General features: G+C 54.8%; 25 protein-coding genes and 3 rRNA genes. 14 read left to right on the top strand and 14 right to left on the bottom strand.

Annotated features, from left to right (window positions below):
- Positions 1–292: 292 nt before the first annotated feature.
- The 3 genes from IT895_RS00240 (at position 293) to rrf (ending at position 5274) form a co-directional block, all read left to right on the top strand.
- Positions 293–1824 (top strand): 16S ribosomal RNA (locus IT895_RS00240).
- A 294-nt stretch (positions 1825–2118) separates the two neighbouring features.
- Positions 2119–5010: ribosomal RNA gene (locus tag IT895_RS00245) — 23S ribosomal RNA — on the top strand.
- 148 nt (positions 5011–5158) lie between these two features.
- Positions 5159–5274 (top strand): 5S ribosomal RNA (gene rrf, locus IT895_RS00250).
- The 16S, 23S and 5S rRNA genes sit together here, the layout of an rRNA operon.
- 167 nt (positions 5275–5441) lie before the next feature.
- On the opposite strand, the gene IT895_RS00255 is transcribed toward rrf, so the two are convergent.
- The 4 genes from IT895_RS00255 to flgA form a co-directional block, all read right to left on the bottom strand.
- Positions 5442–6182, bottom strand: a complete 741-nt coding sequence (locus IT895_RS00255) for an SDR family NAD(P)-dependent oxidoreductase (protein WP_199284397.1) — start codon at positions 6180–6182, stop codon at positions 5442–5444.
- A gap of 91 nt (positions 6183–6273) precedes the next feature.
- Positions 6274–6723: a flagella synthesis protein FlgN gene (locus IT895_RS00260; protein WP_199284398.1), complete on the bottom strand. Its 450-nt coding sequence runs from the start codon at positions 6721–6723 to the stop codon at positions 6274–6276.
- A gap of 3 nt (positions 6724–6726) precedes the next feature.
- Positions 6727–7002 carry a flagellar biosynthesis anti-sigma factor FlgM gene (gene flgM / locus IT895_RS00265; protein ID WP_199284399.1) on the bottom strand — a complete coding sequence of 92 codons (276 nt, stop codon included), beginning with the start codon at positions 7000–7002 and terminating at the stop codon, positions 6727–6729.
- Positions 7003–7089: 87 nt separating this feature from the next.
- Positions 7090–7821 (bottom strand): flagellar basal body P-ring formation chaperone FlgA, encoded by a 732-nt coding sequence (flgA, locus tag IT895_RS00270; RefSeq protein WP_199284400.1) that lies wholly within the window; start codon positions 7819–7821, stop codon positions 7090–7092.
- A 184-nt stretch (positions 7822–8005) separates the two neighbouring features.
- Here flgA and flgB point away from each other — a divergent pair, with 184 nt between their 5' ends.
- From flgB to flgL, 11 genes are all read left to right on the top strand, one after another.
- Positions 8006–8440 carry a flagellar basal body rod protein FlgB gene (gene flgB, locus IT895_RS00275; RefSeq protein ID WP_199284401.1) on the top strand — a complete coding sequence of 145 codons (435 nt, stop codon included), beginning with the start codon at positions 8006–8008 and terminating at the stop codon, positions 8438–8440.
- A gap of 28 nt (positions 8441–8468) precedes the next feature.
- Complete coding sequence (gene flgC, locus IT895_RS00280) at positions 8469–8879, top strand: flagellar basal body rod protein FlgC (protein WP_066318863.1); 411 nt, start codon at positions 8469–8471, stop codon at positions 8877–8879.
- A gap of 3 nt (positions 8880–8882) precedes the next feature.
- Positions 8883–9572, top strand: coding sequence for a flagellar hook assembly protein FlgD (locus tag IT895_RS00285; protein ID WP_085917535.1), 690 nt, complete (start codon positions 8883–8885; stop codon positions 9570–9572).
- 36 nt (positions 9573–9608) lie between these two features.
- Positions 9609–10931 carry a flagellar hook protein FlgE gene (gene flgE / locus IT895_RS00290; protein ID WP_199284402.1) on the top strand — a complete coding sequence of 441 codons (1323 nt, stop codon included), beginning with the start codon at positions 9609–9611 and terminating at the stop codon, positions 10929–10931.
- 28 nt (positions 10932–10959) lie between these two features.
- Complete coding sequence (gene flgF, locus IT895_RS00295) at positions 10960–11718, top strand: flagellar basal-body rod protein FlgF (protein ID WP_199284403.1); 759 nt, start codon at positions 10960–10962, stop codon at positions 11716–11718.
- Positions 11719–11748: 30 nt separating this feature from the next.
- Complete coding sequence (gene flgG / locus IT895_RS00300) at positions 11749–12531, top strand: flagellar basal-body rod protein FlgG (protein ID WP_199284404.1); 783 nt, start codon at positions 11749–11751, stop codon at positions 12529–12531.
- A 25-nt stretch (positions 12532–12556) separates the two neighbouring features.
- A complete protein-coding gene (locus IT895_RS00305) occupies positions 12557–13246 on the top strand; it encodes a flagellar basal body L-ring protein FlgH (RefSeq protein ID WP_199284405.1) in 690 nt (229 codons plus the stop codon).
- Positions 13247–13341: 95 nt separating this feature from the next.
- Positions 13342–14418: a flagellar basal body P-ring protein FlgI gene (locus tag IT895_RS00310; protein WP_176243626.1), complete on the top strand. Its 1077-nt coding sequence runs from the start codon at positions 13342–13344 to the stop codon at positions 14416–14418.
- A complete protein-coding gene (gene flgJ, locus IT895_RS00315; protein WP_199284406.1) occupies positions 14418–15449 on the top strand; it encodes a flagellar assembly peptidoglycan hydrolase FlgJ in 1032 nt (343 codons plus the stop codon). The genes IT895_RS00310 and flgJ overlap by 1 nt, the downstream gene beginning before the upstream one ends.
- Before the next feature lie 63 nt (positions 15450–15512).
- Positions 15513–17453: a flagellar hook-associated protein FlgK gene (gene flgK, locus IT895_RS00320; protein WP_085917542.1), complete on the top strand. Its 1941-nt coding sequence runs from the start codon at positions 15513–15515 to the stop codon at positions 17451–17453.
- Positions 17454–17470: 17 nt separating this feature from the next.
- Positions 17471–18730, top strand: a complete 1260-nt coding sequence (flgL, locus tag IT895_RS00325) for a flagellar hook-associated protein FlgL (protein ID WP_085917543.1) — start codon at positions 17471–17473, stop codon at positions 18728–18730.
- 108 nt (positions 18731–18838) lie between these two features.
- Here flgL and fliR read toward each other — a convergent pair whose 3' ends face one another.
- From fliR to fliI, 10 genes are all read right to left on the bottom strand, one after another.
- Entirely contained in the window at positions 18839–19630 is a 792-nt protein-coding gene (gene fliR / locus IT895_RS00330; protein WP_085917544.1) for a flagellar biosynthetic protein FliR, read from the bottom strand.
- A gap of 4 nt (positions 19631–19634) precedes the next feature.
- Entirely contained in the window at positions 19635–19904 is a 270-nt protein-coding gene (gene fliQ / locus IT895_RS00335; RefSeq protein ID WP_199284407.1) for a flagellar biosynthesis protein FliQ, read from the bottom strand.
- A 25-nt stretch (positions 19905–19929) separates the two neighbouring features.
- Positions 19930–20658: a flagellar type III secretion system pore protein FliP gene (gene fliP, locus IT895_RS00340; RefSeq protein WP_139839345.1), complete on the bottom strand. Its 729-nt coding sequence runs from the start codon at positions 20656–20658 to the stop codon at positions 19930–19932.
- Between the two features lie 47 nt (positions 20659–20705).
- The gene (gene fliO, locus IT895_RS00345) at positions 20706–21083 is read right to left on the bottom strand and encodes a flagellar biosynthetic protein FliO (RefSeq protein ID WP_325073203.1); all 378 of its coding nucleotides are present in this window, start codon (positions 21081–21083) and stop codon (positions 20706–20708) included.
- 71 nt (positions 21084–21154) lie between these two features.
- The gene (gene fliN, locus IT895_RS00350) at positions 21155–21694 is read right to left on the bottom strand and encodes a flagellar motor switch protein FliN (protein ID WP_085917548.1); all 540 of its coding nucleotides are present in this window, start codon (positions 21692–21694) and stop codon (positions 21155–21157) included.
- On the bottom strand, positions 21691–22746 hold the full coding sequence (gene fliM, locus IT895_RS00355) for a flagellar motor switch protein FliM (RefSeq protein WP_085917549.1): 1056 nt from the start codon (positions 22744–22746) through the stop codon (positions 21691–21693). Before fliM ends, fliN begins: the two co-directional genes overlap by 4 nt.
- Before the next feature lie 21 nt (positions 22747–22767).
- Positions 22768–23244 carry a flagellar basal body-associated protein FliL gene (fliL, locus tag IT895_RS00360; protein ID WP_085917550.1) on the bottom strand — a complete coding sequence of 159 codons (477 nt, stop codon included), beginning with the start codon at positions 23242–23244 and terminating at the stop codon, positions 22768–22770.
- 166 nt (positions 23245–23410) lie between these two features.
- Positions 23411–24787: a flagellar hook-length control protein FliK gene (locus IT895_RS00365; protein WP_199284408.1), complete on the bottom strand. Its 1377-nt coding sequence runs from the start codon at positions 24785–24787 to the stop codon at positions 23411–23413.
- 19 nt (positions 24788–24806) lie between these two features.
- Positions 24807–25259, bottom strand: a complete 453-nt coding sequence (gene fliJ, locus IT895_RS00370) for a flagellar export protein FliJ (protein ID WP_199284409.1) — start codon at positions 25257–25259, stop codon at positions 24807–24809.
- The gene (gene fliI, locus IT895_RS00375; RefSeq protein ID WP_199284410.1) at positions 25256–26641 is read right to left on the bottom strand and encodes a flagellar protein export ATPase FliI; all 1386 of its coding nucleotides are present in this window, start codon (positions 26639–26641) and stop codon (positions 25256–25258) included. Before fliI ends, fliJ begins: the two co-directional genes overlap by 4 nt.
- Positions 26642–26647: the final 6 nt, after the last annotated feature.

The following is a 26647-nucleotide window of genomic DNA, read 5'->3' on the forward strand; positions in this document are numbered from 1 at the left end:
TCCTTCGCTTCTGCCAAACAGCCGTTGACAAACATTGGAAAGTGCGTAGAATACGCCTTCCTCGCTTAGCAGCGGCCACGTCAGGTTTTAAGGCCCGCAAGCGAAACGCTCTTTAATAATGTGATCAGGTAATTCATGTGGGCGCTTGCCGATGAGGGTGATAAATCACCAATTATCAAGGCAAGCGACTCGTCCAAGGTCTTCGGATCTTGAGAGAACGTTTGAAAACCTTGAGCCAAGTTTGATCCGCTTTTGTTACTTTCGAGTGACAAGTAAGGATTACAATGATTGTAAACTGAAGAGTTTGATCATGGCTCAGATTGAACGCTGGCGGCAGGCCTAACACATGCAAGTCGAGCGGTAACAGGTCCAGCTTGCTGGATGCTGACGAGCGGCGGACGGGTGAGTAACGCATAGGAATCTACCCGGTAGTGGGGGATAACCTGGGGAAACCCAGGCTAATACCGCATACGTCCTACGGGAGAAAGGGGGCTTCGGCTCCCGCTATTGGATGAGCCTATGCCGGATTAGCTGGTTGGTGAGGTAATGGCTCACCAAGGCGACGATCCGTAGCTGGTCTGAGAGGATGATCAGCCACATCGGGACTGAGACACGGCCCGAACTCCTACGGGAGGCAGCAGTGGGGAATATTGGACAATGGGGGCAACCCTGATCCAGCCATGCCGCGTGTGTGAAGAAGGCCCTCGGGTTGTAAAGCACTTTCAGCGAGGAAGAACGCCTGTCGGTTAATACCCGGCAGGAAAGACATCACTCGCAGAAGAAGCACCGGCTAACTCCGTGCCAGCAGCCGCGGTAATACGGAGGGTGCAAGCGTTAATCGGAATTACTGGGCGTAAAGCGCGCGTAGGTGGCTTGATAAGCCGGTTGTGAAAGCCCCGGGCTCAACCTGGGAACGGCATCCGGAACTATTAGGCTAGAGTGCAGGAGAGGAAGGTAGAATTCCCGGTGTAGCGGTGAAATGCGTAGAGATCGGGAGGAATACCAGTGGCGAAGGCGGCCTTCTGGACTGACACTGACACTGAGGTGCGAAAGCGTGGGTAGCAAACAGGATTAGATACCCTGGTAGTCCACGCCGTAAACGATGTCGACCAGCCGTTGGGTGCCTAGCGCACTTTGTGGCGAAGTTAACGCGATAAGTCGACCGCCTGGGGAGTACGGCCGCAAGGTTAAAACTCAAATGAATTGACGGGGGCCCGCACAAGCGGTGGAGCATGTGGTTTAATTCGATGCAACGCGAAGAACCTTACCTACCCTTGACATCCTGCGAACTTGTGAGAGATCACTTGGTGCCTTCGGGAGCGCAGAGACAGGTGCTGCATGGCTGTCGTCAGCTCGTGTTGTGAAATGTTGGGTTAAGTCCCGTAACGAGCGCAACCCTTGTCCCTATTTGCCAGCGATTCGGTCGGGAACTCTAGGGAGACTGCCGGTGACAAACCGGAGGAAGGTGGGGACGACGTCAAGTCATCATGGCCCTTACGGGTAGGGCTACACACGTGCTACAATGGCCGGTACAAAGGGCTGCGAGCTCGCGAGAGTCAGCGAATCCCTTAAAGCCGGTCTCAGTCCGGATCGGAGTCTGCAACTCGACTCCGTGAAGTCGGAATCGCTAGTAATCGTGCATCAGAATGGCACGGTGAATACGTTCCCGGGCCTTGTACACACCGCCCGTCACACCATGGGAGTGGACTGCACCAGAAGTGGTTAGCCTAACGTTGGAGGGCGATCACCACGGTGTGGTTCATGACTGGGGTGAAGTCGTAACAAGGTAGCCGTAGGGGAACCTGCGGCTGGATCACCTCCTTAAACGATGCATCATCCTCGCGGTAAGCGCTCACAATGAATTACCTGATCAGATAGCTGTCGATACGCAGTGATAAGCGTTTTCTTCACGTTAAAAAAGAGAAAAGACCTTTTTTTCCTTTTAATGTGAGCAAAGCATCCGCTTATCACTGCGCATAGCAGTCGCTCTTTAACAATGTATATCATGCTGACATGAACGTTTTTTTAAGACGTTTATACGTAATTGTTTTGTGATACGTCTCAAGCGTATCCGGCAATCGTTATCATTGCGAGACACCAGACCCCTTCGGGTTGTAGGGTCAAGCAATGAAGCGCACACGGTGGATGCCTAGGCAGCCAGAGGCGATGAAAGACGTGGAAGCCTGCGATAAGGCTCGGCGAGGTGGCAAACAACCTGTGACCCGGGCATTTCTGAATGGGGAAACCCACTCATCATCAGATGAGTATCCCCCACTGAATATATAGGTGGGGGAGGCGAACCAGGGGAACTGAAACATCTAAGTACCCTGAGGAAAAGAAATCAACCGAGATTCCCCCAGTAGCGGCGAGCGAACGGGGACCAGCCCTTAAGCATGAGACTGACTAGCCGAACACGTTGGGAAGCGTGGCCGTAGCGGGTGATAGCCCCGTAGTCGAAAGTCTGATCATGTGAAATCGAGTAGGTCGGGGCACGAGAAACCTTGACTGAAGACGGGGGGACCATCCTCCAAGGCTAAATACTCCTGGCTGACCGATAGTGAACCAGTACCGTGAGGGAAAGGCGAAAAGAACCCCGGAGAGGGGAGTGAAATAGATCCTGAAACCGTGTGCGTACAAGCAGTAGGAGCAGACTTGTTCTGTGACTGCGTACCTTTTGTATAATGGGTCAGCGACTTATATTCAGTGGCGAGGTTAACCGCATAGGGGAGCCGTAGGGAAACCGAGTCTTAACTGGGCGACACAGTCGCTGGATATAGACCCGAAACCGAGCGATCTATCCATGAGCAGGTTGAAGATTGAGTAACATCAATTGGAGGACCGAACCAGGATCTGTTGAAAAAGATTTGGATGACTTGTGGATCGGAGTGAAAGGCTAATCAAGCTCGGAGATAGCTGGTTCTCCTCGAAAGCTATTTAGGTAGCGCCTCACGTATCACCGCCGGGGGTAGAGCACTGTTTCGGCTAGGGGGTCATCCCGACTTACCAACCCGAGGCAAACTCCGAATACCGGTGAGTGCGAGCGTGGGAGACACACAGCGGGTGCTAACGTCCGTTGTGAAAAGGGAAACAACCCAGACCGTCAGCTAAGGTCCCGAAATCCTGGTTAAGTGGGAAACGATGTGGGAAGGCTCAGACAGCTAGGAGGTTGGCTTAGAAGCAGCCATCCTTTAAAGAAAGCGTAATAGCTCACTAGTCGAGTCGGCCTGCGCGGAAGATGTAACGGGGCTAAACCAGGTACCGAAGCTACGGGTTCACACTTAGGTGTGAGCGGTAGAGGAGCGTCGTGTACGCCGATGAAGGTGAATTGAGAAGTTCGCTGGAGGTATCACGAGTGCGAATGCTGACATGAGTAACGATAAAGGGAGTGAAAAACTCCCTCGCCGGAAGACCAAGGGTTTCTGTTCGACGCTAATCGGAGCAGAGTGAGTCGGCCCCTAAGGCGAGGCCGAAAGGCGTAGTCGATGGGAAACGGGTCAATATTCCCGTACCGGACATGATTGCGATGGGGGGACGAAGAAGGCTAGGTGAGCCAGGCGTTGGTAGTCCTGGTGAAAGTCGGTAGGCTGAGGGCTCAGGTAAATCCGGGCGCTCAAGGCCGAGAGACGAGACGAAGACACCACGGTGTTGAAGTCATCGATGCCACGCTTCCAGGAAAAGCCTCTAAGCTTCAGATCATGTGCGACCGTACCCCAAACCGACACAGGTGGTCAGGGTGAGAATCCCAAGGCGCTTGAGAGAACTCGGGTGAAGGAACTAGGCAAAATGGTGCCGTAACTTCGGGAGAAGGCACGCCGGCGTATTGTGAGAGCCCTCGCGGCTTCAGCGAGAACCGGTCGAAGATACCAGGTGGCTGCAACTGTTTAGTAAAAACACAGCACTCTGCTAACGCGTAAGCGGACGTATAGGGTGTGACGCCTGCCCGGTGCCGGAAGGTTAAGTGATGGTGTTAGCCGCAAGGCGAAGCTCTTGATCGAAGCCCCGGTAAACGGCGGCCGTAACTATAACGGTCCTAAGGTAGCGAAATTCCTTGTCGGGTAAGTTCCGACCTGCACGAATGGCGTAATGATGGCCACGCTGTCTCCACCCGAGACTCAGTGAAATTGAAATCGCCGTGAAGATGCGGTGTACCCGCGGCTAGACGGAAAGACCCCGTGAACCTTTACTATAGCTTCACACTGGACGCTGATGTTGCCTGTGTAGGATAGCTGGGAGGCTTAGAAACCCGGACGCCAGTTCGGGTGGAGCCAGCCTTGAAATACCAGCCTGGCATCATTGGCGTTCTCACTCAGGTCCGTTATCCGGATCGAGGACAGTGTGTGGTGGGTAGTTTGACTGGGGCGGTCTCCTCCCAAAGCGTAACGGAGGAGCACGAAGGTACCCTCAGCACGGTCGGACATCGTGCAATGAGTGCAAGAGCATAAGGGTGCTTGACTGCGAGACAGACACGTCGAGCAGGTGCGAAAGCAGGTTCTAGTGATCCGGTGGTTCTGTATGGAAGGGCCATCGCTCAACGGATAAAAGGTACTCCGGGGATAACAGGCTGATACCGCCCAAGAGTTCACATCGACGGCGGTGTTTGGCACCTCGATGTCGGCTCATCACATCCTGGGGCTGAAGTCGGTCCCAAGGGTATGGCTGTTCGCCATTTAAAGTGGTACGCGAGCTGGGTTTAGAACGTCGTGAGACAGTTCGGTCCCTATCTGCCGTGGGCGTTGGATGTTTGAGAAGGGCTGCTCCTAGTACGAGAGGACCGGAGTGGACGCACCTCTGGTGTTCCGGTTGTCACGCCAGTGGCATTGCCGGGTAGCTATGTGCGGACGGGATAACCGCTGAAAGCATCTAAGCGGGAAGCCCCCTTCAAGATGAGACATCCCTGAGGCCTAGAGCCTCCTGAAGGGCCCAGCGAGACCAGCTGGTTGATAGGCACGGTGTGGACGCGCTGCAAGGCGTTGAGCTAACGTGTACTAATGGCCCGTGAGGCTTGACCCTATAACACCCAAGGGGTCTGGTCGTGATGATAACGACGCGTGTGAAGACACGCAGAGAACCGGATACGCGTACTGAGCCAAGTGGTGATGACACAGGGCTTGGTAGGAGACGCACACAAAACACAGCATGATATGCATTTAAAGTTACGCCTGACGACCATAGCAAGCGTGAACCACCTGATCCCTTGCCGAACTCAGCAGTGAAACCGCTTCGCGCCGATGGTAGTGTGGGGTCTCCCCATGCGAGAGTAGGTCATCGTCAGGCACCTATACCGCAGAAAACCCAGCCAATCGGCTGGGTTTTTTGTTTAGGGGTCTCCCCATGAAGAGTGCCGGAGCGCCGCTCTGGTCATCGTCAGGCACCTATCCCGCAGAAACCCCCGAGCACATCGTGCTCGGGGGTTTTTGTTTGTGTGAAAGAAAAATAAACAATCACCATTCAATAGGTTTGCCAGCCCAGTCCCAGAAGCTGCCGGTGTCCTCAGGTGTGCGCTTGGCTATTACGCTGATCAATTGATCGGCAACAAAGGCAGGGTGAAATAACTTTTCGGAGGGAACACGCGCTTGAAAGGGCTTTGAAAGCGTTGTGTCGGTAGTGCCAGGGTGAAGGCATAACACGATAGATTGCTTGTTAAGACGTGAAAGCTCGACGGCAGCTGTTTTCATCAACATGTTGTGAGCCGCCTTGCTGGCTCGATAGCTATACCAGCCCCCGTAGCCATTATCTCCAATTGAACCTACACGAGCCGACAGGCTGGCGATGATCGAAGGATGCTTACCTTGTAAACACGGTTTTAGTGACGAGAGCAAAAGCGCTGGTGTCACTGCGTTAATGTGCATGACATGGGCTATAGTGTCTTCATTGAGCTGTTCAAGCCGTTTTTCAGGCTGGATACCACTTGCCTGGTCGTGAAGTATCCCCATCGCATTAAACAAAAGATGTATAGGTCGGCCATCCAGGTGCTGTGATAGGACCTCACGCCCAGATGATGTCGAGACATCAGCAACCACGGATTCCACGTCAGGGTGATTTGAATGAAAAGGTGCACGGCTAACCGCTATGAGACGCCCTATCTGGCTATTGCCTAGCAAGGTGTTAACGATGGCGTTGCCAATACCGCCATTGGCGCCGATAACGACAGCAGTAAACTTTTCGGGTAGGAAAGGAAGCATGCAGCTACTCCATAAGGGAACGTAATGTTACCTATTGAAGTATCTTGCAGAGGGGTTGTCTAGTTTTAGTAGCGCTTGATACAAGTATTGTTCAAGCTGAAGCATTGATGCGACCCGGTTGGGCTGAATTACGACCATCCGGGTTGTAAAGCGTCTTCTCAGCAATCTGCCGAATATAATCAAGCATCTTTTGATTATGCTTCATGCGAAGGGAAAGCATTTCACCTGTTAACGCGTTCATGCGGGCGGCACGTTCGCTTTTTTCGAGCAAGCGGCTCCATGTGTCAGTGCAGCTAGCATCGCGAGCGGCAGCTTTGGCACCTTGAGCACCATCCTCGTACCCTAGGCGTTTTTGTACGCTACGCCGGAGGGTTTCAATACGCTCAAGCTCAGTGAGCAATTGCTGTTTTTGATGGGCAACGTCAGCCAGCGCATTGCCGTCGATGTCCCCCTGAGTTAGCAGAGTCTGCTCGTTGCCCAGCAGTGATATCAACGCATCAAGGCGCTGATGCTGATCGGTCAACAAGCTGGCGAGGCTCATAAATTACTCCTGGGTTTCTCGAAGATTGGCAATCAAGCCATCAGCAATACGATCAGCCCGGATTTCCAGGCGTCCATCACGAATAGCATCACGAATGCTTTCAACCTTCGCGCTGTCGATATCATGCGATTCGTCGGCGCTCATCGTGCTGATGCGTGTTGAGCCCTCTGCTTCAGCACCTGACATGGTAGATGCTGAATTCGCCGCCTTCTGGGTTTCATCACGCTGCTGGGCATGATTGGAGCGAAGTGGCTGATTATTGACGTTATCAATTTTCACGTTGTGTGCCTCATCGTCAACGTTTAGAGCGCGATGCGCGTGTTACGTGGACTATCGGCGTCGTTGGGTGAAACTTTAGCCATTTAATTAAAAATCGACCATCAGAGTTCCGCGCTCGACCACACGCGCGGACATCACTTCGCGAGAACCAAAGCGCACTCTGACTTCTTCGCCCATAGCGCCATTATTGAGAGCCTCCCCTTCGCGGGATACGCGAAAAGAATCTCCTTCAGCTATGACCTTAACCCGCTGGCCTCGTTCAACGAGAAGAGGCGCCTGAATAAAATGTGATTGAATCGTTGTCCCGCTAGCGATTGGTTGGCGGGCGACCTTACCCACGATGTCATCGGGTTGAGTGATAGCTCGTGAGGGTAAGTCGCCTAGATTGCCGGTTTTTTCGCCCAGCATGTCAGGAGTGATTTGACGGCCGCGTTCGATGTTGACAGCGGCAATCGTGTAACTGCCGATGACGTCGATTTCTGCCTGCAGATAGCGAACTTGCTGGCTATCGGTGCCGCAACGAACCCCCACGGAAACGCGTCCAAGTGGCGCCTCATTCGGGTTGGTCAAGAACGGGTCGGGGTTGGTGCAGACGGAAAGGTGGGGAGAAGGGGGGCGCAGATTGATAACCACTTCGTTACCCAGGGCCTGTGTTTCTCTATAGAGGAACTGATGCACGCTTTCCATTAGCGCGTCATGCTTGGTATCTGACGCGTTGGCGAAAGGCAGGGCCGCCAATGCCGCCAGGCTGACCACAATCAGGCGATACACCCAACGTAGCAGAGGGATTGGTACAGAATTAAGCGGCAATTGACGCATGGAGGCGGGTGCTCAACGAAAGAGGCAGATATAAGTTAACCATGATTCTAACGAAAAAGCCCGATAGCTATCACGAGAAATGCTGGGTGAAACGAAGGTTGTTTCATGCTTTAGGCTGACAGGCGTCGGCGTATTCTCCACCATCAACAAATCCTATTTTGCCTCTCAGTAAGCGAGGGTTGGCATGATCGACCAATTAGAAGCTTCTTTGAATTACCACCAGCAGGCGCTGGGGCTGCGTCAGGCGCGGCATGAAGTGCTTGCGGCGAATATTGCCAATGCCGATACCCCGAATTACAAAGCCAGGGATATCGACTTTGCCAGCGAATTGAAAAAAGCCGTTGACGGCGGTCAGCGTGCACAGGGCAATGATGGCGGGGGCCTGGCGTTGTCGCGGACCTCGGATCGGCATCTGGCCGGCGAAGGGCCTGCACGAACGGCCGGTAATAATGCGGATCTGCTTTACCGGACCCCAAGCCAGCCCAGCCTGGACGGCAATACCGTTGAAATGGACCGTGAGCGTTCGCAATTCGCCGACAATGCAGTTCGCTATCAAGCAGCTCTCACGATAATGAATAGCCGGATTCAAGGGCTAAAAACGGCCATGCAGCCAGAATAAACTGGCCCGAACCGGTTAGGAGGTAGTTATGTCAATGTTTTCTGCGTTTGATATCGCAGGTTCCGCCATGAGTGCTCAGTCGCAGCGCATGAATGTCACCGCCAGCAACATGGCCAATGCCGATAGCGTGGCAGGTCCAGACGGCGAGACGTATCGGGCCAAGCAGGTCATGTTCGAATCCCAAGCCAATAATTCACGCTATGGCGTGGGGGGCGTGCGTGTCACTGAGGTCGTGGAGGATGATTCGCCACTACGGCTTGAGTACATGCCCAACCACCCCGCTGCAGACGAGGATGGCTACGTCGCCAAGCCCAATGTTGAACCGGTTCATGAGATGGTCAACATGATTTCAGCCTCACGCTCTTATCAAGCCAACGTCGAGGTCTTTAACACCAGTAAACAGATGATGATGCAAACACTCTCGCTGGGTGAAGGGTAAACCATGAATATCGATACAAGTGTACTTAGCAATGTCAACGGCGGTGGCTCTAGCGGAATGCCGGCCAGTCAGTCGGCGGAGCTGCGTGAGAGTTTCATGACCCTGCTGATTACCCAGTTGGAAAATCAGGACCCGATGAATCCGATGGAAAATGCGGAGATGACGTCCCAACTGGCTCAGATCAATACGGTCAGCGGCATTGAGGAGTTGAACGATACCCTCAGTGGCATTACCAAGCAGATGGATGCTTCTCAAATGTTACAAGCCTCCGGGTTAATCGGTAATGCCGTGCTGGTACCGGGTAACCAGGTAAAGGTCAACACTGATGAAGACGGCAACAGCTATGCCACCCCGTTTGGTATCGAGCTGGATAAGCCAGCGGATAATGTCGAGATTACCGTGACCAGTAATGCCGGTGAAGTCGTCTATACCAAGAACATTGAGGGTGTTAGTGCGGGCGTCGAGTCGTTCAGCTGGGGTGGCCTGAATAATGACGGAGCTGCCGTCGCTGAGGGGTCGTACAACGTCAGCTTTAAAGCGACCAATGCCGAAGGGGAAGCACTTGAATCCAAAGCGCTCAATTATGCGCTTGTTCAGGGTGTGACGCCCGCCGAATCGGGTGAAGAAGTTCGCCTTGACCTCGGTGCTGTATACGGCCAAGTGACACTTGATCAAGTCAAACAAATTCTCTGAACCATTACTTATTGATCGATTTAGCAGGGGACTATCATGAGTTTTTCACAAGCGTTAAGTGGCCTGAATGCCCAGCAAGACAAGCTGGGTGCCGTCGGAAATAATATCGCCAACTCGCAAACGGTCGGCTTCAAGAGCTCGAGCGTACAGTTCGCCGATGTTTACGCTGAGTCGCGCATTGGTCTGGGTACACGAACCTCTTCCGTGCTGCAGAATTTCAACCAGGGCAATATCGAATCATCGAACCGCAATATGGACCTGGCGATTGCTGGCGAAGGCTTCTTCCGCTTTCAGCAGCCCAACGGCGAAATCGGCTACTCGCGCAATGGCCAACTGACCATGACGGCCAACGGCGACCTGGTAAACGCCCAGGGCGCACAGATCATGGGTTACCCGGCGGATGATCAGGGCAATATCCAGGGCGGCGGTGACGTTGAAGCGCTTAGCGTTGATGCTGGAGATATTGCAGCAAGTGCCACCACTGAGCTGGATGTTTCCCTTAATCTGGATGCTGAAGAAGAAGTAATTGATCCAGTGACCGCGGGTATCGATGCAGAGGCGGTAGCTAACGGTCTTGATTCGAGTCAATATTCGTATTCTACAAACGGTACGATTTACGATTCCCAAGGGAATGCTCGTAACCTAACTACTTATTTTACCAAGACTGCTGCCAATGAGTGGCGAGTTGATGCGCGGATATCGGGGGGGCCTGCTGGCGCACCTAATTATGCTTTCACCGATATTGGGAGCGGGAATAATCAAAATGGTGATCCGATAAATTTTGACTTCACGACGGACGGGCGCCTAAACAATAACTTCAATGCATTTGAGCTTAATCTTGATACACCGGATGATATTCGTGATGCGGACGGTAATAATGTCGCAGCTAGTGAGTTCGGTGGCGGCGGCGCATTGACCAGTCAGCAGATCGAGATTGATTTCGCCAATACCACCCAGTTTGCCAATAGCTCTACGGTTAATGACTTGTCTCAGAATGGTTATACCTCTGGCTCGCTGGTGGGTGTGACCATCGAAGACGACGGCTCGATCATGCGCAACTACTCCAACGAGGAATCGCGCGCGGCTGGCCAGGTTGCTCTGGTGAGTTTCCGTAACCCTGAAGGTTTGAGCCCCAATGGCGAAAATCTGTGGACCGCTACCGGCTCCTCAGGCCAGGAATTGGTAGGTGCGCCGGGCACTGGCCAGCGCGGTCTTATTGAGCCTGGCGCGGTTGAAACCTCCAATGTGGACATGGCCGCGGAACTGGTCGACATGATCGTCGCCCAGCGTGCCTACCAGGCCAACTCGCAGACCATCAGTACCCAGGATGAGTTGCTGCAGACCATCATCAACCTGTAACGGCTGACGGATTTAAGGGAGCAAGGTCGTGGATAGAATGCTGTATACCGCCATGAGCGGCGCCAAGCATACGATGGACCAGCAGTCGGTGGTGAGTAATAACCTGGCGAACGTTGCCACATCGGGTTTCCGCGCCCAACTGCAGGCAGCGCGCTCTGTGCCTGTGGAAGGTGACGCCTTGCTGTCTACCCGCACGTCTGCCGTGACCACCACGCCGGGCACCGATTATTCTCAAGGGCCGATAGAGCGCACCGGGCGCACGCTTGACGTCGCCATGCAGGGGGATGCCTGGATGGCCGTGCAGGACGGCGAAGGCGTTGAAACCTATACGCGGCGTGGAGACCTCCAGGTCGACAGCGACGGTATCTTGATGAGCGTTGGTCGGCCGGTGGTGGGTGACGGAGGCCCTATCGCGCTACCCCAGGGGTCGCAAATATCCATTGGTGCCGATGGCACCATCAGTGCGATTCCCCAGGGCGAGGGTCCAGAAGCCCTGGTGAATGTCGGTCGCATCAAGCTGGTGACGCCAGCAGAGGGCGAACTCACCCGCGGTGAAGACGGACTCTTCCGCGCCCCCCCGAATGAAGAAGGCGAGCCGGGGGCACTAGCAGCCGATGAAGACGCGACACTGGTCAGTGGCGCGCTGGAAGGTAGTAACGTCAGCGCGGTTGACGCCATGGTGACAATGATTGACGCAGCGCGCCGCTACGATATGCAAATGAAAATGCTGAGCTCGGCGGACGAAAATGCCCAGCGCGCCAACAGCATGTTATCGATTCAGGGCTGATAAACCGTTGTCAGCCAAGAGGGGTTTTTTATGATTTCGTCTTTGTGGACGGCCAAAACCGGTTTGGAATCTCAGCAAACCAAGCTGGATGTGATTTCCAATAATCTGGCCAACGTCAGCACCAATGGTTTCAAGCGCTCACGTCCGGTATTTGAAGATCTTCTATACCAAAATATGCGTCAGCCAGGCGCGCAGAATAATGTACAGGATCGCCTGCCATCCGGTATGCAGGTGGGTACCGGTGTGCGCGCGGTCGCCACAGAGCGCTTGCACACTCAGGGCGGACTGGAACAAACCGAAAACTCCCGCGACCTGGCGATCAATGGGGATGGCTTCTTCCAGGTTCTTATGCCCGATGGCAATACCGCTTATACGCGTGATGGCAGCTTTCAGCTGAATGAAAATGGCCAGATGGTCACGGCCAATGGTTACCCCATCGAGCCTGCGATTTTCATCCCGGAAAACGCGCTCTCGGTGAGCGTGGGCGAAGACGGTACGGTTAGCGTACGCCAGCCGGGGGACAATCAGGCTAATGAGATTGGTCAGATTAACGTCGCCACCTTCATTAACCCCGCTGGTCTGCAAAGCATGGGTGGCAATCTCTATCAGGAAACTGGTTCTTCCGGTGTGCCTAATCAGAATATGCCGGGCATGAACGGAGCTGGGCGCTTGTTTCAAGGTTACGTAGAGACGTCGAACGTCAATGTGGTCGAAGAAATGGTCAATATGATCCAGACCCAGCGCGCTTACGAAATCAATAGCCAGGCCATTTCGACCAGCGATGAAATGTTGGCGCGTTTAGGTCAGCTGTAACGACGTTTACTGACAGGTTGGGTTCATGCTGGAACGACATTGTAGTTTGCGAAGCATTGCGCTGGCAGGGCTGGCGTTCTTTCTGCTGGTGGTCGCTGGCTGTGCTCAAATACCCAGGGCGTCGGTGGTGGGCGAACAGGAACAGATCAATATTGTCGATCGCCCCCCGCCGGTTCCCAATGGCTCTATCTACCAGGCGCGTCGGGGTTACCAGCCGTTATTTGAAGACCGCCGCCCAAGGTCCGTTGGCGATATTCTGACCATTATTCTTGATGAAGAGGTCAGTGCCAGCAAAAACTCGGCGTCCAATGCCGATCGCGATGGCAGTGCGAGTCTGGAGTTTGGTGCACTACCGGATGCCCTGGAAACACTGGCCGAGTATGGTTTTGAGGTTGATGGTGAAAGCGACTTTTCAGGCGGAGGAGGCTCTCAGGCCAATAACTCATTCACCGGCACCATCACTGTCTCGGTACTGGAAGTCATGAACAACGGTAACTTGCGCGTACGCGGTGAGAAACAGATTGCCATCAATCAGGGTACCGAGTTTATTCGCTTCTCGGGCGTGGTGAACCCCCGTACCGTCAGCGGGCAAAATACCGTTCCTTCTACCCAGGTCGCCGACGCGCGGATTGAGTATGTGGGGGATGGTTACATTAACGAAGCGCAGCACATGGGCTGGCTGCAGCGCTTCTTCCTCAACGTTTCGCCTTTCTAATCGCGCCTGACACGACGGTCGACAATATGCGGGTCAATCACATGCAACGTATAACGCCTCACGCGCTGGGAAAACGGATCTGGCAACTTGGTATCATGGGGCTGGTTTGCCTACTGGCCATGCCTGTTCAAGCAGAGCGTATTCGCGAACTGGCGAGCTTCGCCGGTGTGCGGGATAACCAGCTTGTAGGTTACGGGTTAGTGGTGGGGCTGGACAACACTGGTGACCAGACGACCCAGGCACCGTTTACCAGCCAGAGTTTGACCAACATGCTGTCGCAATTGGGCGTGACGGTCCCTTCTGGCACCAACTTACAGCTGCGTAACGTTGCCGCAGTGATGGTGACAGCCGATCTGCCGCCGTTTTCCCGGCCGGGTCAGCGGCTTGATGTCGTGGTTTCGTCCATAGCCAACGCGCGGAGCCTGCGTGGCGGCACCCTCTTGATGACGCCAATGAAAGGCGCCGATGGCGATACCTATGCCATTGCCCAAGGCAATATGCTGGTTGGCGGTGCGGGGGCACAAGCCGGAGGGAGTAGCGTACAGATCAACCAGCAGGCAACGGGCAGAATTCCCAACGGCGGTCTGGTCGAGCAGGAAGTGCCGCTCAATTTGGGTAGCAATGGCGGCATGCTGGAGCTACAGCTGGATGACGCTGATTTTGGCACCGTCCAGCGCATGGTAACCGCCATCAACAACGAATTTGGTCGGTCGGTCGCCTACGGCCGCAATGGCCGGGTGATCGCCCTAGACGGCCCAGTAGACGATAACGAGCGCGTCAACTTTATGGCCCGGGTTGAGAACGTGAATGTGACCCCGATGGAGGCGCCTGCGCGTGTCGTCCTCAATGCGCGGACCGGCTCGGTGGTCATGAACAGCGCGGTCACGCTGCGTCAAGCGGCTGTCGCCCACGGCAATCTCTCGATCATGATCGATACCCAGTTTGGCGTCAGCCAGCCCAATCCCTTCGGCGAAGGGGAAACAGCGGTGGTGCCCGATACCGATATCGACATTGAGCAGCAGGAAGCCTTCCTGCAGGTGGTCGAGGGGGCAGACCTGAATGAAGTTGTCAACGCACTCAATGCCCTCGGCGCCACCCCTCAGGACTTGATGTCGATTCTTGAAGCATTAAGGGCCTCGGGATCGCTACGTGCAGAGCTGGAGATCATCTGATGAATGCCACTGATATGAGCAGTCAATTTGCGCTTGATGTACAAGGCTTTCAGCGGATGCAGCACACGGCGAAGATGGATCCGGAAGCTGGCGTACAGTCAGCCGCTCAACAGTTTGAAGCGTTATTCGTGCAGATGATGATGAAAAGCATGCGCGATGCGATCCCGACGTCTGGCCTGATGGACAGTAGTGCGACCGATAGCTACCAAAAGATGCTGGACCAGCAATGGTCACAGGTGATTGCTTCACGAGGCGTTGGACTTGCGGATGCACTTGTTCAGCAGTTGGAGCGGGAAGGCCTGGTAGCTAAAGGGGGAGGAACGTCCTCCACCAGTGATCAACAAATGCAGGCATTGATCGCGGGTATTCCAAGAGGTACGCCTCGGGTTCTGGACAGCCCGCTTAATCCTGGTGACGAGCGCGTTCCCGAAGCGAGCTCGGAAAGTCACTTCCTGGCTGAGTTGGATGCTGTACGTCAGGGCCAGAGAGGGGAAGTAGCCCCTGTGCAGCCCGAGGCCCAGCGTCAAGCGACAGGGCAATTGCCCCACGTTGATCAGTTTATGAGCACATTGGCCCCTTCAGCTCAAGCTGCTAGCCGTACCACTGGGGTTCCCGCTGAATTGATCCTGGCCCAAGCTGCGCTGGAAACAGGCTGGGGGCAGCATGAAATTGCCACTCAGAATGGCAGGAATAGTCATAACGTCTTTGGCATCAAGGCTGGCGGGCATTGGGATGGCGACACAACGGATGTTGTGACGCACGAATACATAGATGGGCGTCGCCAGAAAATTGTCGATACCTTCCGTGTTTATGATTCCTATGAGCATGCGTTTACCGACTATGCCAACCTGATTGGCAATAACCCTCGCTACGCGGGCGTGACACAGGCGCCGTCAGCCGAACTGGCGGCGCGTGAGTTGCAGCGTGGCGGTTATGCAACTGACCCCCGCTATGCTGAAAAGCTGGTGAGCGTGATGGACACCCTGGGGCCAATGCCGGATGCCGGTGACTTCCTGGCGGATTCACGTTAGATCATCATTCAAGTTTTGTACCGCGCTGCCGATCATAAAAATATCGGCTAAAGGAATCGAACCATGAGCATGTTTTCTGTTGGGCTAAGCGGCTTGAACGCGGCGCAAAACGCGCTGAACACGACCAGCAACAATATCAGCAACGTGTACACCCCTGGTTACAACCGTGAAATAACCAAACTGGGTGAGAGCAGCGCGGGGACATCAGGTGTTCAGGTCAACGATATCGAACGCCAGTTCAATCAATACGTGGCGGAACAGCTCAACAGTGCCAAGACGCAGTCAAGCGCTCTGGAGACCTATTACAACCAGGTGACCCAGATCGATAACCTGCTCGCCGATCGCGACGCGGGGCTAGCGCCGCTGATGCAAAATTTCTTTTCCTCGCTGGAGGACTTGGCAAGTTCGCCATCAGACCCGGCGGCTCGGCAGGGTGTATTGGGTAACGCTGAAACGTTAAGCGCACAGTTCCGCTCGTTCGATAGCTACTTGCAGGACATGCAGACCAATATCAACAGTCAACTGAAAGACGAAGTTACCCAGATCAATAACACCACCGAGCAAGTGGCCGGCCTCAATAAAGAGATTGCCCTAGCCCGGGCCCGTACTGGGGAAGCTCCCAACAGCCTTCTCAACCAGCGGGATAAGCTCGTCTCCGACCTGAACGAGCGAATGGACCTGCGCCTGAATATCCAGGATGGCAAAACCTACAACGTCAGCTTACCCAATGGCCAGCCATTGGTTACCGGCACCAATTCTTTTCAACTGGAAACCATGGAAGCTGATTACGATCCGCAGCGGACCGTCATCGGCTACCGGGATGGCGGCGGTAATCTTTCACAGTTGGATGAAGACGTGGTGACGGGCGGCTCGCTTGGCGGATTAATGAACTTCCGCCAGGAAACTCTGGACAAGACTCAGAACCAGATCGGGCAACTGGCAGTGTCGCTTTCTTCCGCAATGAATGAGCAACACAAACAAGGCGTCGATCTCAATGGTGAACAGGGCGAGAATTTTTTCAATATTCGCGCGCCCCAGACCTATGGATATGAGTCTAACAGCGATGCCACTATTACCTCTGCCGAATTCGACGCTAGTCGCGCCGACGAGCTTCGCGCGACGGACTACACTGTCAGCTTTGACGGCGCTAACCCCGTCGTGACACGCAACGATAACGGCCAGGAAGTCGAGTTTGATCAGGACGCCTGGAACGACGATGAGCAATTAAAATTCGGTGGTATCACTATCGAATTTAGCGATACGCCAGCACCAGTTGACGGTGATCAATTTGAAATCCAGCCCGTACGCCGTGCTGGGGCCGGTATGGAAGCCAATATCAGCGATCTTGACAAGATTGCGGCGGGTAGTTTCGAGTTTGAGCAAGCGGGAACGATGGCGATCAGCGATCTCCGGGTGACGGGGGATAATGCATTAACCAATTCCACAGGTGAGCAATTGGAATTTGATCTCGCTGGTGGTGAGTTAACGATTGATGGCTTTACAGGTAACGTACTCGTTAATGGAGAAGAAAGAGCCCTTAACGCAGGGGTTGTCCAAACGGATGCGACTGGTGGAACGGCCGCTACGTTCTCAGACGGTGATGAAATAACAGTCGACGGCGTTAGCTTTGTTATTGATGACGCTGGCACAGATTCAACGCTAACGTTATCCCAAGCAACAGCCAATACCGGTGATAATCGCAATGCCTTGGCCATGCAGGACCTGCAAAGCCAGAATGTCGTTGGCGGAAGCGCTACGGTGAGTGGGGCCTATGGCTCGATGGTCAGTGATGTAGGTAATCGTACCAACATTACCGAGGTGAACCTGGATGCACGGCAAGGACTTACCGATCAGTTAACCGCGGTGCAGCAGTCCGAGTCCGGTGTCAATTTGGACGAAGAAGCCGCCAACTTGATCCGCTATCAGCAGTTCTATCAGGCCAACGCCCGCGTTATTGATACGGCCGGCACGATAATGGACACCATTCTGAATCTACGCGGTTAATTCGAGGATAGACAGTCATGCGTATTAGCAGCGTTACCATGTTTGATCAAAGCACGGCGTCAATGAATCGCCAGCAAAGCGATTTTTTGAAAGTCAGTCAGCAGATTGCAAGTGGTCGTCGCGTCGTGAATCCCTCCGACGACCCTCAGGCAGCCTCGCGCGCCGTTGGTGTTGACCAGGCCAAGGCGGTCACCGAGCAGTACGCCGATTCCCGAACCTCAGCGCGTAACTCGCTTGCCCAGACGGAAAGCATCCTCAACAGTGTCAGCGACGCCGTTACCAGCGCCAAGACGTTGCTGATCCAGGCATCCAGCGACACGCTCAGCAATGTCGATCGCGATTCGATCGCCAGCGAGCTCAAAGGCGTCTACGAAACCATGCTGGGCCAGGCTAATGCCACCGACGGTAACGGACGCTATCTGTTCGGTGGCTATAATGATAGCAACCCGCCATTTGTCAAAAATGCCGATGGCAATGTGGAATATAAAGGTGATAGCAATACGCGTGAACAGCGAGTCGATGCATCACGCCTGATGTCGGTCAATGAAAACGGTGAATCAATTTTCAAAAGTGTGCCCAGCAGCGCAGGCTACGTGGCTGAAGCGGATAACGATAACGCTGGCAATGTGACGTTTGGTGGTCCGCAGGTCAGCGATGTCAATGACGACGGCTATGGTGATAGCTATCGCATTCAGTTCGATGAGGATGCTGGGAACAACCCTACTTATAGCATCGAGACTTATGACGAGGGCAGCGAAAGCTGGGTTGCCTACGATCCCGATAATAATGGTGATTTTACCGATCAAGCCTACATTCCAGGTATGAATGTTTCTTTCGGCGGGGTAAATGTTGACCTGGAAGGCGAGCCAGCGGTGGGGGATGAAATTCTGGTAGCCCAGGCGGGTAGCGATCAACGCGAACCGAACCTGTTCCGCACCATGGAAGAAGCGATTCGTGTGCTTGAAAACCCCGTTCAGGACGACGCGGACAAGGCTGATCTACGCAACACGCTCAATACCTCGATGCGTGACCTGGACAATGCGCTGGATAACGTTCTAACCGTGCGCGCATCAGCAGGCGCACGCCTCAACGAGCTCGATGTGATTGACGCGGTGGGCAATAACCGTAGCCTCAACTATGAACAGACATTGTCGGATCTGGTCGACCTCGACTATAACGAAGCAATCTCTGAATATAGTTTACGCCAGGTAGGCCTGCAGGCTTCTCAAAAAGCCTTTGTTGATGTGAAGGGTATGTCGCTGTTTGACTACCTGTAACGTAAACCCGGAAAATTGAGCGACAGAAATTCTGTTGACGTTAATTAAAAGCCCTTTGTCATTGATGGCAAGGGGCTTTTTGCATGGTGCGAGCCGTTTATTAAAAGTTCAAGATAACGGTGCGAGGGTGTCGATCAAACCCTGCATGAAGTCGATCCCCTGGCTGAAAATACGTTGTAAAAAGCGCTCAAGATCCGTCATCAGCACCATCATCAGCAGGAGTCCTACCGTCAATGACGTCGGGAAACCGATATTGAACACCGTCAATTGCGGAGCGGATCGGTTCAGAATTCCCAGCGCCAGATTAATGACCAGCAGTGAGCCGACCAGTGGCAGGGCCAGCAGCATCCCTGAGGCAAATATGGTGCCCGCGTAGCGGGCCATTAGTTCGAAGGCGTTGGGATTAAGCGTGCCGATGCCTATGGGCAGACTCTGAAAGCTCATCACCAGCGTTTCCAGCACCATCAGATGGCCATTCAGAGCAAGAAACATCAACAGCGTGACCATATATAAAATCCGCGATAAGACCATGATGTTGGTACCACTGGCGGCATCAAAAAAGCTAGCGAATGCCAACCCCATCTGCAGGCCGATAAATTCCCCGGCGGCTTGAACCACGGCGAATACAATGTGCATGACCAAGCCGATAGCGATGCCAATGAGGATTTGCTCGACCATGATGCCGGCGCCAGCCCAGGACATCAGCGGTACGTCTGGCATGGGAGGGAGGATCGGAGCGATCACCACCGCAACGACCGCCGCGAGGCCTACCTTGGCCTGGTTGGGTACACTGGAATGACCCCACAGAGGTGAAGCCGCCATGAAGGCGGTAATGCGGGCAAACGGCCAGATAAACGCCACCAGCCATGCCTGTAGCTGGGCAAAGGTGACCTCAACCATTGGCTTACATCACCATGCTGGGAATATTGGTGAATAAGCGGTGGGTAAAATCGGTGATCAGCCCAAGAAGCCATGGGCCCGCCAGCACCAGGACGGCAAAAACCGCCAGAATTTTGGGGATGAACGTCAGCGTCATCTCATTGATTTGCGTCGCGGCTTGAAAAAGGCTGATAACCAAGCCGGTAAATAGGGCAGCAAGCAACATGGGGCCTGCGAGAAACAGCGTTACTCGCATGCCTTGATACGCAATCGTCATGACCATTTCAGGGGTCATTCGGCCTCCATCGTCGTAATGACGGCTATATCATGTAGAAGCTTTCAGCCAACGATCCGACAATCAGCTGCCAGCCATCGACCAGAACAAATAGCATCAGCTTGAATGGCAACGAAATGGTGATCGGCGGAACCATCATCATGCCCAGTGCCATCAACGTACTCGCAACGACCAGATCGATAATCAAGAAAGGAATAAAAATCGTAAAGCCGATTTGAAAAGCGGTTTTAAGCTCGCTGGTAACAAATGCCGGCAGTAAAACGCGCATTGGCAAATCGTCAGGTCCCTGCATAGGGCCGACGTCCGCCAGGCGAACGAAGAGGGCCAAGTCGGGCTCGCGGGTCTGGGCCAGCATGAACTCACGAAACGGCACCTGCGCAAGGCGCAAAAACTCTTCAAAGTTGATGGTTTCTTCGCTTAACGGCACCCAGGCAGTGTCATAGACCTGGGCCAACACCGGCGACATGATGAAAAACGTCAAGAACAGCGCGATGCCCAGTAGTACTTGGTTGGGTGGTGTCGCCTGGGTGCCCATGGCCGTGCGCAGCAAGCTCAGCACAATGATGATGCGCGTAAAGCTGGTCATCATGAGCAGCATGGAGGGCAGAAACGCCAGCGAACTTAGAAATAACAGCGTTTGTAGAGAAACCGACCACTGCTGGCCGCCATCTTCAAGCGGCTGGGTCGTGATACCGGGCAGCTCTTGCGCATAACCGATGACCGGCAAGAGGCACAGCAGTAAGCCAATAACAATGAGCCACCGCCACCGCTGATAATGCGGCTGACGCAAGGTTTCAATCCTCATGGGGTTCGGTCTGTATCAGAGGTCGGTGAGGGCGTTTGGCCGCGGCGCTTTTGGGTCACATTGTGTGCAAGTGCCTGGGCAAATCGCTTGGCAAAGCTGGATGGTGCCTGAGGCGTCTCAGCTGGCGGTGTGGCTGGTGCCGGTCGCTCGTGTAGTTTGTTAATTCGCCCACTACCGACGCCTAACACCAACCACGTATCCTCAACCTGCACGATGACCACGCGTTCACGATTACCTACAGCAATACTGCTAATCAGTTGAAGCTGTCCGCCAGCGCGTTTGGCATTGCCGAGGCGCTTGAGCAATGCAGTGCACAGCAAAATGATCGCAATGACCAGCGCCAGCGCCGCGGCTGTCTTGCCCAGCATGGCCATGCCAATCAAGGAATCTCCACCGCTACTTAGTGCGTCGAGCGACCCATTTTGTGTTGAAGCGGCTTCACTGCTCATCGGTTCAGTTTGTGAATGCGCTCAGACGGCGTAATGATTTCGGTGATACGGATGCCATACTTGTCTTCGATAACAACGACTTCCCCTTGAGCCACCAGATAGCCGTTAATCAGGATATCCATGGGCTCACCGGCGAGCCCGTCGAGTTCGATCACCGACCCTTGCGCCAGTTCAAGCAGCTGTTTGATGGTCAGCTTCGTACGCCCCAGCTCAACGGTCAGCTTGACCGGAATATCCATGATCATTTCGAGATCGCGCGAAGGCGTGGCGCCACCTTCCTGGGTCAGCGGACGGAAAACATCGTCGCTGGCCGCCTTGGCTTCGCTTGCGGGCGCTTCATCGGCTGCGCTTTCTTCTTCTGCTGAGGCTTCTTCTTCGACGGCTTGCTGTTCTGCCATCGCCGCTGCCCAGGGATCTTCATCCTCCCCGTCAGCGGCCTCGGATGAGGCAGCGGTTTCTTCCTGCTCCTGTTCCGACATGGCAGATGCCCAGTCGTCGTCAGAGATGTTCTGATCGGGTTTCTTAGGATCCGTCATGCTTTAGATTCCTTGGCTTTCTGTCGCGTCGACCCTTTGGCAAAGTCGTTGGACGGTACATTGTTCATGGCGGCGTGATCAATCAAGCGCTTGACACGCAAGGCACGCTGCTGACGCTGGCTACCGTACTCGCACTCCATCACGGGTACGCCATCAACGTTGGCGGTAACCGTAGAGGGAATTTCCAACGGTAGTACGTCGCCTTTCTTGAGTCCCATGACATGGGAAATACGGCTGGGTATTTGTGCAAACTCAGCCACTAACTCGATTTCCGACTCGCGTAACTCACTTGCCATCCGGCGCGACCAGGTGCCGTCCTGATCGTGGTTACTATCGTTGATCGGGTTCGCCAGAAGATCGCGTAGCGGTTCGATCATGGCGTAAGGCATGCAGACCTGAAAATTGCTCGACAGGTTGCCCACCTCGATATTGAATTTCGTGTTCACCACGATTTCATTGGGTGAGTTGGTAATGTTGGCAAATTTTGACTGTACTTCCGAGCGCAAGAAACTGATGTCCAGCGGATAAACGACTTTCCAGGCTTCTTGATAGGCATCAATGGCCAAGCCTAGCAGTCGGTGGATGATGCGCTGCTCGGTATTGGTAAACTCGCGCCCGTCCGATTTTGTGACAAAGCGTCCGTCGCCGCCAAACAGGTTATCGACCACCATGAAAACCAAATTAGGCGGAAATACGATCAGGCCAGAGCCACGTAGCGGGCGCATCGAGACGATGTTCAGGTTGGTTGGCACGGGCACATTGCGCGAAAAATCGCTAAAGCTCTGGTAACGAACCGATTCAACCGTTATGTCAGCGCTGCGCCGGAGCAAGTTGAATAAGCCGGTACGGAAGTAACGTGCAAAGCGCTCATTAATGAAGTCCAGAGCATGCAGTCGCTCGCGAATAACGCGATGCTGCGTGGATGGATCGTAAGGCCGTATCCTTGATTCATCCTGCGACTGGGCCGAGGAAGCTGATGACTCGTCATCACCACTGACCCCTTTCAGCAGGGCGTCAATTTCTTCCTGGGACAGTAGATCGTCCTGCGACATGAACGGCTCCAGTTCCCGAAATTATTGCACAATGAATTCAGTAAACAGCACTTCACGCAGCTCAGGCGGTGGCTGGTTCTCGTCGAAAGGCTCGCTCAGCCTTTCATTGATGGCGGCGGCTAGTTGCTGCTTGCCTTCTGAGGATGTCAACTGGCCGGCCTCCTGACCCGATAATACCGTCAGTAACCGACTGCGTACCTGTGGCATATGGGTTTCCAGTAACTCCCGGGTAGCTTCATCTTCCACGCGAAGCGTAATGCCCGCATATAACAAGCGTGTACCATGACGATCATCAGCCAGATTAACGGTGAAGGGCTCGATGGTCAGAAATACCGGTGGCTTTGACTCTACAACCTCCTCGGAGGGGGCTTCCGGATTATCATCATCACGCTCATCCAGCACCATATAAATGGCGGCTGCTGCACCGGCAGAGGAGAGCAGTACTAAAATGATCATGACCCAAAGTAGTTTTTTTGGTCCGCCGCTTGATTCAGCCATTGGTCGTTCCCGTAATCTCCATGCGTGGCGTTAACGTGGCATTATGCCTAAAGCGCATGCTAGTGATGAAATGAACAGGCTCGCTTGGCAAGCCTATCTTTTGGCTTAGCTTCCAAGTGCCATTTGAATGGTCACGGAAGACGTGTTGTCCTGGCGAATTATCCGGTTAAGCGTACAGATCAACTCTGCCATCCATTGTGATGGGCGCATTAAGGGTAGTTGGCGCCAAGCCGCTACCTTCCTCGCCCCCTTCAGTGCCGGGTTGGCCACCCGGGCTAGCCTGCTGCTGTGCAAAATCCTGCTCGCTTGATTCGCGCTGCTCGCCAACCGAGGTTTCGCCAAGCGAAATACCCTGCTCTGCCAGCGCCTCACGCAACTGGGGAATGGCCTGTTCGATGACCTGGCGAACCTGGGCGTGGCTGGATAAAAAGTGTGCCTGGGCGCCTTGTTCGCCAAACTTCAAGGAGATGGAGAGGGCACCCAACTCGGCGGGATGTAGTTGCATTTGCACAAGCTGGTCTCCCCCTCGCTGGGCGAACTGGACGAGCTGCTGACCTAGTTGCTGCGGCCAGGCGGGGCTGGTCACCGGGGTGTTGACCGCGGCAGGTGCCGGGTTAGCAGCGCTACCCAGGCTGTTCGTCGGTGTTGGCTGACCGCTAGTCGCTTGTGCGGACGCCTGTCCGCTGGATTGCGCGGCGTTATTCGACGACAGGGTGTTGAGCAGTGTTTCCGAGGACGTTGTGGGCAAAACCAGATTGGCTTTGGCAGCTCCGTCAGCCGCGCGTCCTGAGGTGTCGAGCGCATTCACCCAGGTGTCCGGACCTTGACGAGAGGCTGACCGTGCGTCGACCTGGCTTAATAGGCTCTCCGCTCGCGAGCCCTTGCTCGCGTCAGCCGTTTGAGGCGAAGTACCTAGTGCCTGTGCGATATCGCTCAGTCCTCGCGATGCACCGGATGGCCGGGTATCGGTCGTGTTGGCTGTCTGGCCCTGAGAGTTAGCAAAGGCACTGAGCAGGCTCACCAATTGCTCTGCTTCACCTTCCTCAATGCCTAGCTGCTCGGCAAGCTCGGTGGCGGTAGGCGCCGCTCCCTCGTTGCCCGGGAGCTGTTGGGACGCGCTGGCGGTATTACTGAAGTTTGCCATTAGCGCGAGGCGCTGGGCAATTTCATCAAGTGTGGCGTTATCCAGGCTCTCGGAAGCATCAAGGCGGGTCATTTCCTCAGGCATTGACTCGCCACCGTCCGAGGCAAAGCGTGCCACCAGTGCCTCCAGGGCCTCAGGGCTAATATCTAAACCAAGTGATTCCAGCCAGGCCGACAGCGATGTTGCCTCTGTAGGCTGACCATTATCCATCGGGCTATTGCCTGCCTGGTTTAAGGGGGAGGTAACCTGTGCACTGGCAAGGCGTTGATGAGGCGAAGCAGACGCCTGGGAAAGCGCTTGCTGAAAAAATCCACGCGCACTGTCAGCTGTTGTCGTGTTGCCTTGCTGGCTGCTGGTCGCTTGACCTTGCGTCGTTGATAGCAACTGGTGAATATTCATGCTCAGTTCCCCGGCACCGCTACTGCGGCGTCTCATTACGTTGGCGAGCCAAACGGCTAGTCACCAAATCGTCATTGGTTTTCTGTTCATAACGCTCAAGGCGTCGGTGTTCTTCCACTAGCCGTCGTGAGGTCAGTGTATCGTAGGAAGACAGCTTACGCTGCTCTTGTTGCCAATGTTGTTGACGTTTTTCCACGCGTTTTTGCTGTGCCGCCAGCGTATGGCGAGCGCGATCCAATGCAGCATCCAGCGAGCCAAGAAATTGCTGGTAGTTGTACATCGTGGCCGGATCAATTCCTTCGCGCATCGCCTGCTGCAAACGCTCGGCGTACTCTGCGCGATAGCGCTTTAGCGAATTCAATTGAGCGGTTGTCTGTTGTTCCCCCTGTCGCTCCTGGGCGAGGGCAATACCCGCCTGGTCGCGGGCTTCACGGGCTAAATCGGCAAGCATCTCCAGCTGCGTTCGGCTCATGCGGACTCTCCAACCAGGGCATTCAGGGCTTGTCGGGAAGCGTCGATGGTGGCGCTTTCGTTAATATTCTGCTGTAGAAAGTGCTCAAGTTCTGGAAAACGCTTCACCGCCTCATCAAGCTGCGGGTCGTGACCGGGCGAGTAGGCGCCCACGCTAATCAGGTCGCGATTACGCTGATAACGCGAGAAGTACTGCTTGAAAACACGTGACTGACGTTGTTGAGCTTCGTCGGTGATCGCGGTCATGGCGCGGCTGATGGAGGCTTCAATATCGATAGCCGGGTAGTGGCCTGCTTCGGCTAACGTACGCGAAAGGACAATATGACCATCGAGGATCGCCCGAGCGGAATCCGCGATCGGATCCTGTTGATCATCACCCTCGGTCAAGACAGTGTAAAACGCGGTAATCGAGCCGCCGCCCCGTTCCGCATTACCTGCGCGCTCGACCAGGCTAGGCAGCTTGGCAAAGACCGACGGCGGATATCCCTTGGTGGCCGGAGGTTCGCCAATGGCAAGGGCGATCTCGCGCTGGGCCATGGCAAAGCGCGTCAAGGAATCCATGATCAGTAGAACGTCGCGGCCTTCATCGCGAAACCCTTCGGCCAGCCGCGTGGCGTAGGCGGCCCCCTGGAGGCGCTGCAGGGGCGACGTATCAGCCGGTGCGGCAACGACCACGGCGCGGCGGCGGCCTTCGGGGCCGAGAATATTGTCGATGAAATCCTGCACCTCTCGGCCACGCTCGCCGATAAGGCCTACGACAATGACATCCGCCTTGGTATAGCGTGCCATCATGCCCAAAAGCACCGATTTGCCGACCCCTGACCCGGCGAAAAGCCCCATGCGCTGACCCCGGCCGACGCTCAGCAGTGCGTTTATCGAGCGAATGCCGACATCGATCTGAGACTCGATGGGCGCCCGGGATAGAGGGTTCAGCGGTGGCGTATCGAGGGTGGCGCGGGCAGTGTCGTCCAGGTGCTCACGGTCATCAAGCGGATTGCCATTGCCGTCAAGTACGCGACCCAGCAGCTCCTCGCCGATGGGAAAGCGCCTTGCACTGTGGCCGCTTCCGTCGCTCAGCGGTGATACGCGGGCGCCGGGCATCAGGCCTGAGATTTGCTCAAGAGGCATCAGGTAGAGCTTATCCCCGGCGAACCCGACAACCTCCGCTTCGGCATAAGGTTGGTCAAGATGCGCATCACTTTTCGGTAGTTCGATTTTGCAGGCGCTGCCGACCGCAACGCGAAGCCCGACCACTTCGACGACCATGCCGGTTGCCCGTATGACGCGACCACTGGTGCCCACACGCGGTAAAGAACCAACCCGCTGCGTGGTGCGGCGGATGGCTTTTTGCCAGCGGAATTGGTGAGGACAAGCAGTGGTCATGGCAGT

This window comes from Halomonas sp. A40-4, from assembly GCF_015767635.1.
Taxonomy (GTDB): domain Bacteria; phylum Pseudomonadota; class Gammaproteobacteria; order Pseudomonadales; family Halomonadaceae; genus Vreelandella; species Vreelandella janggokensis.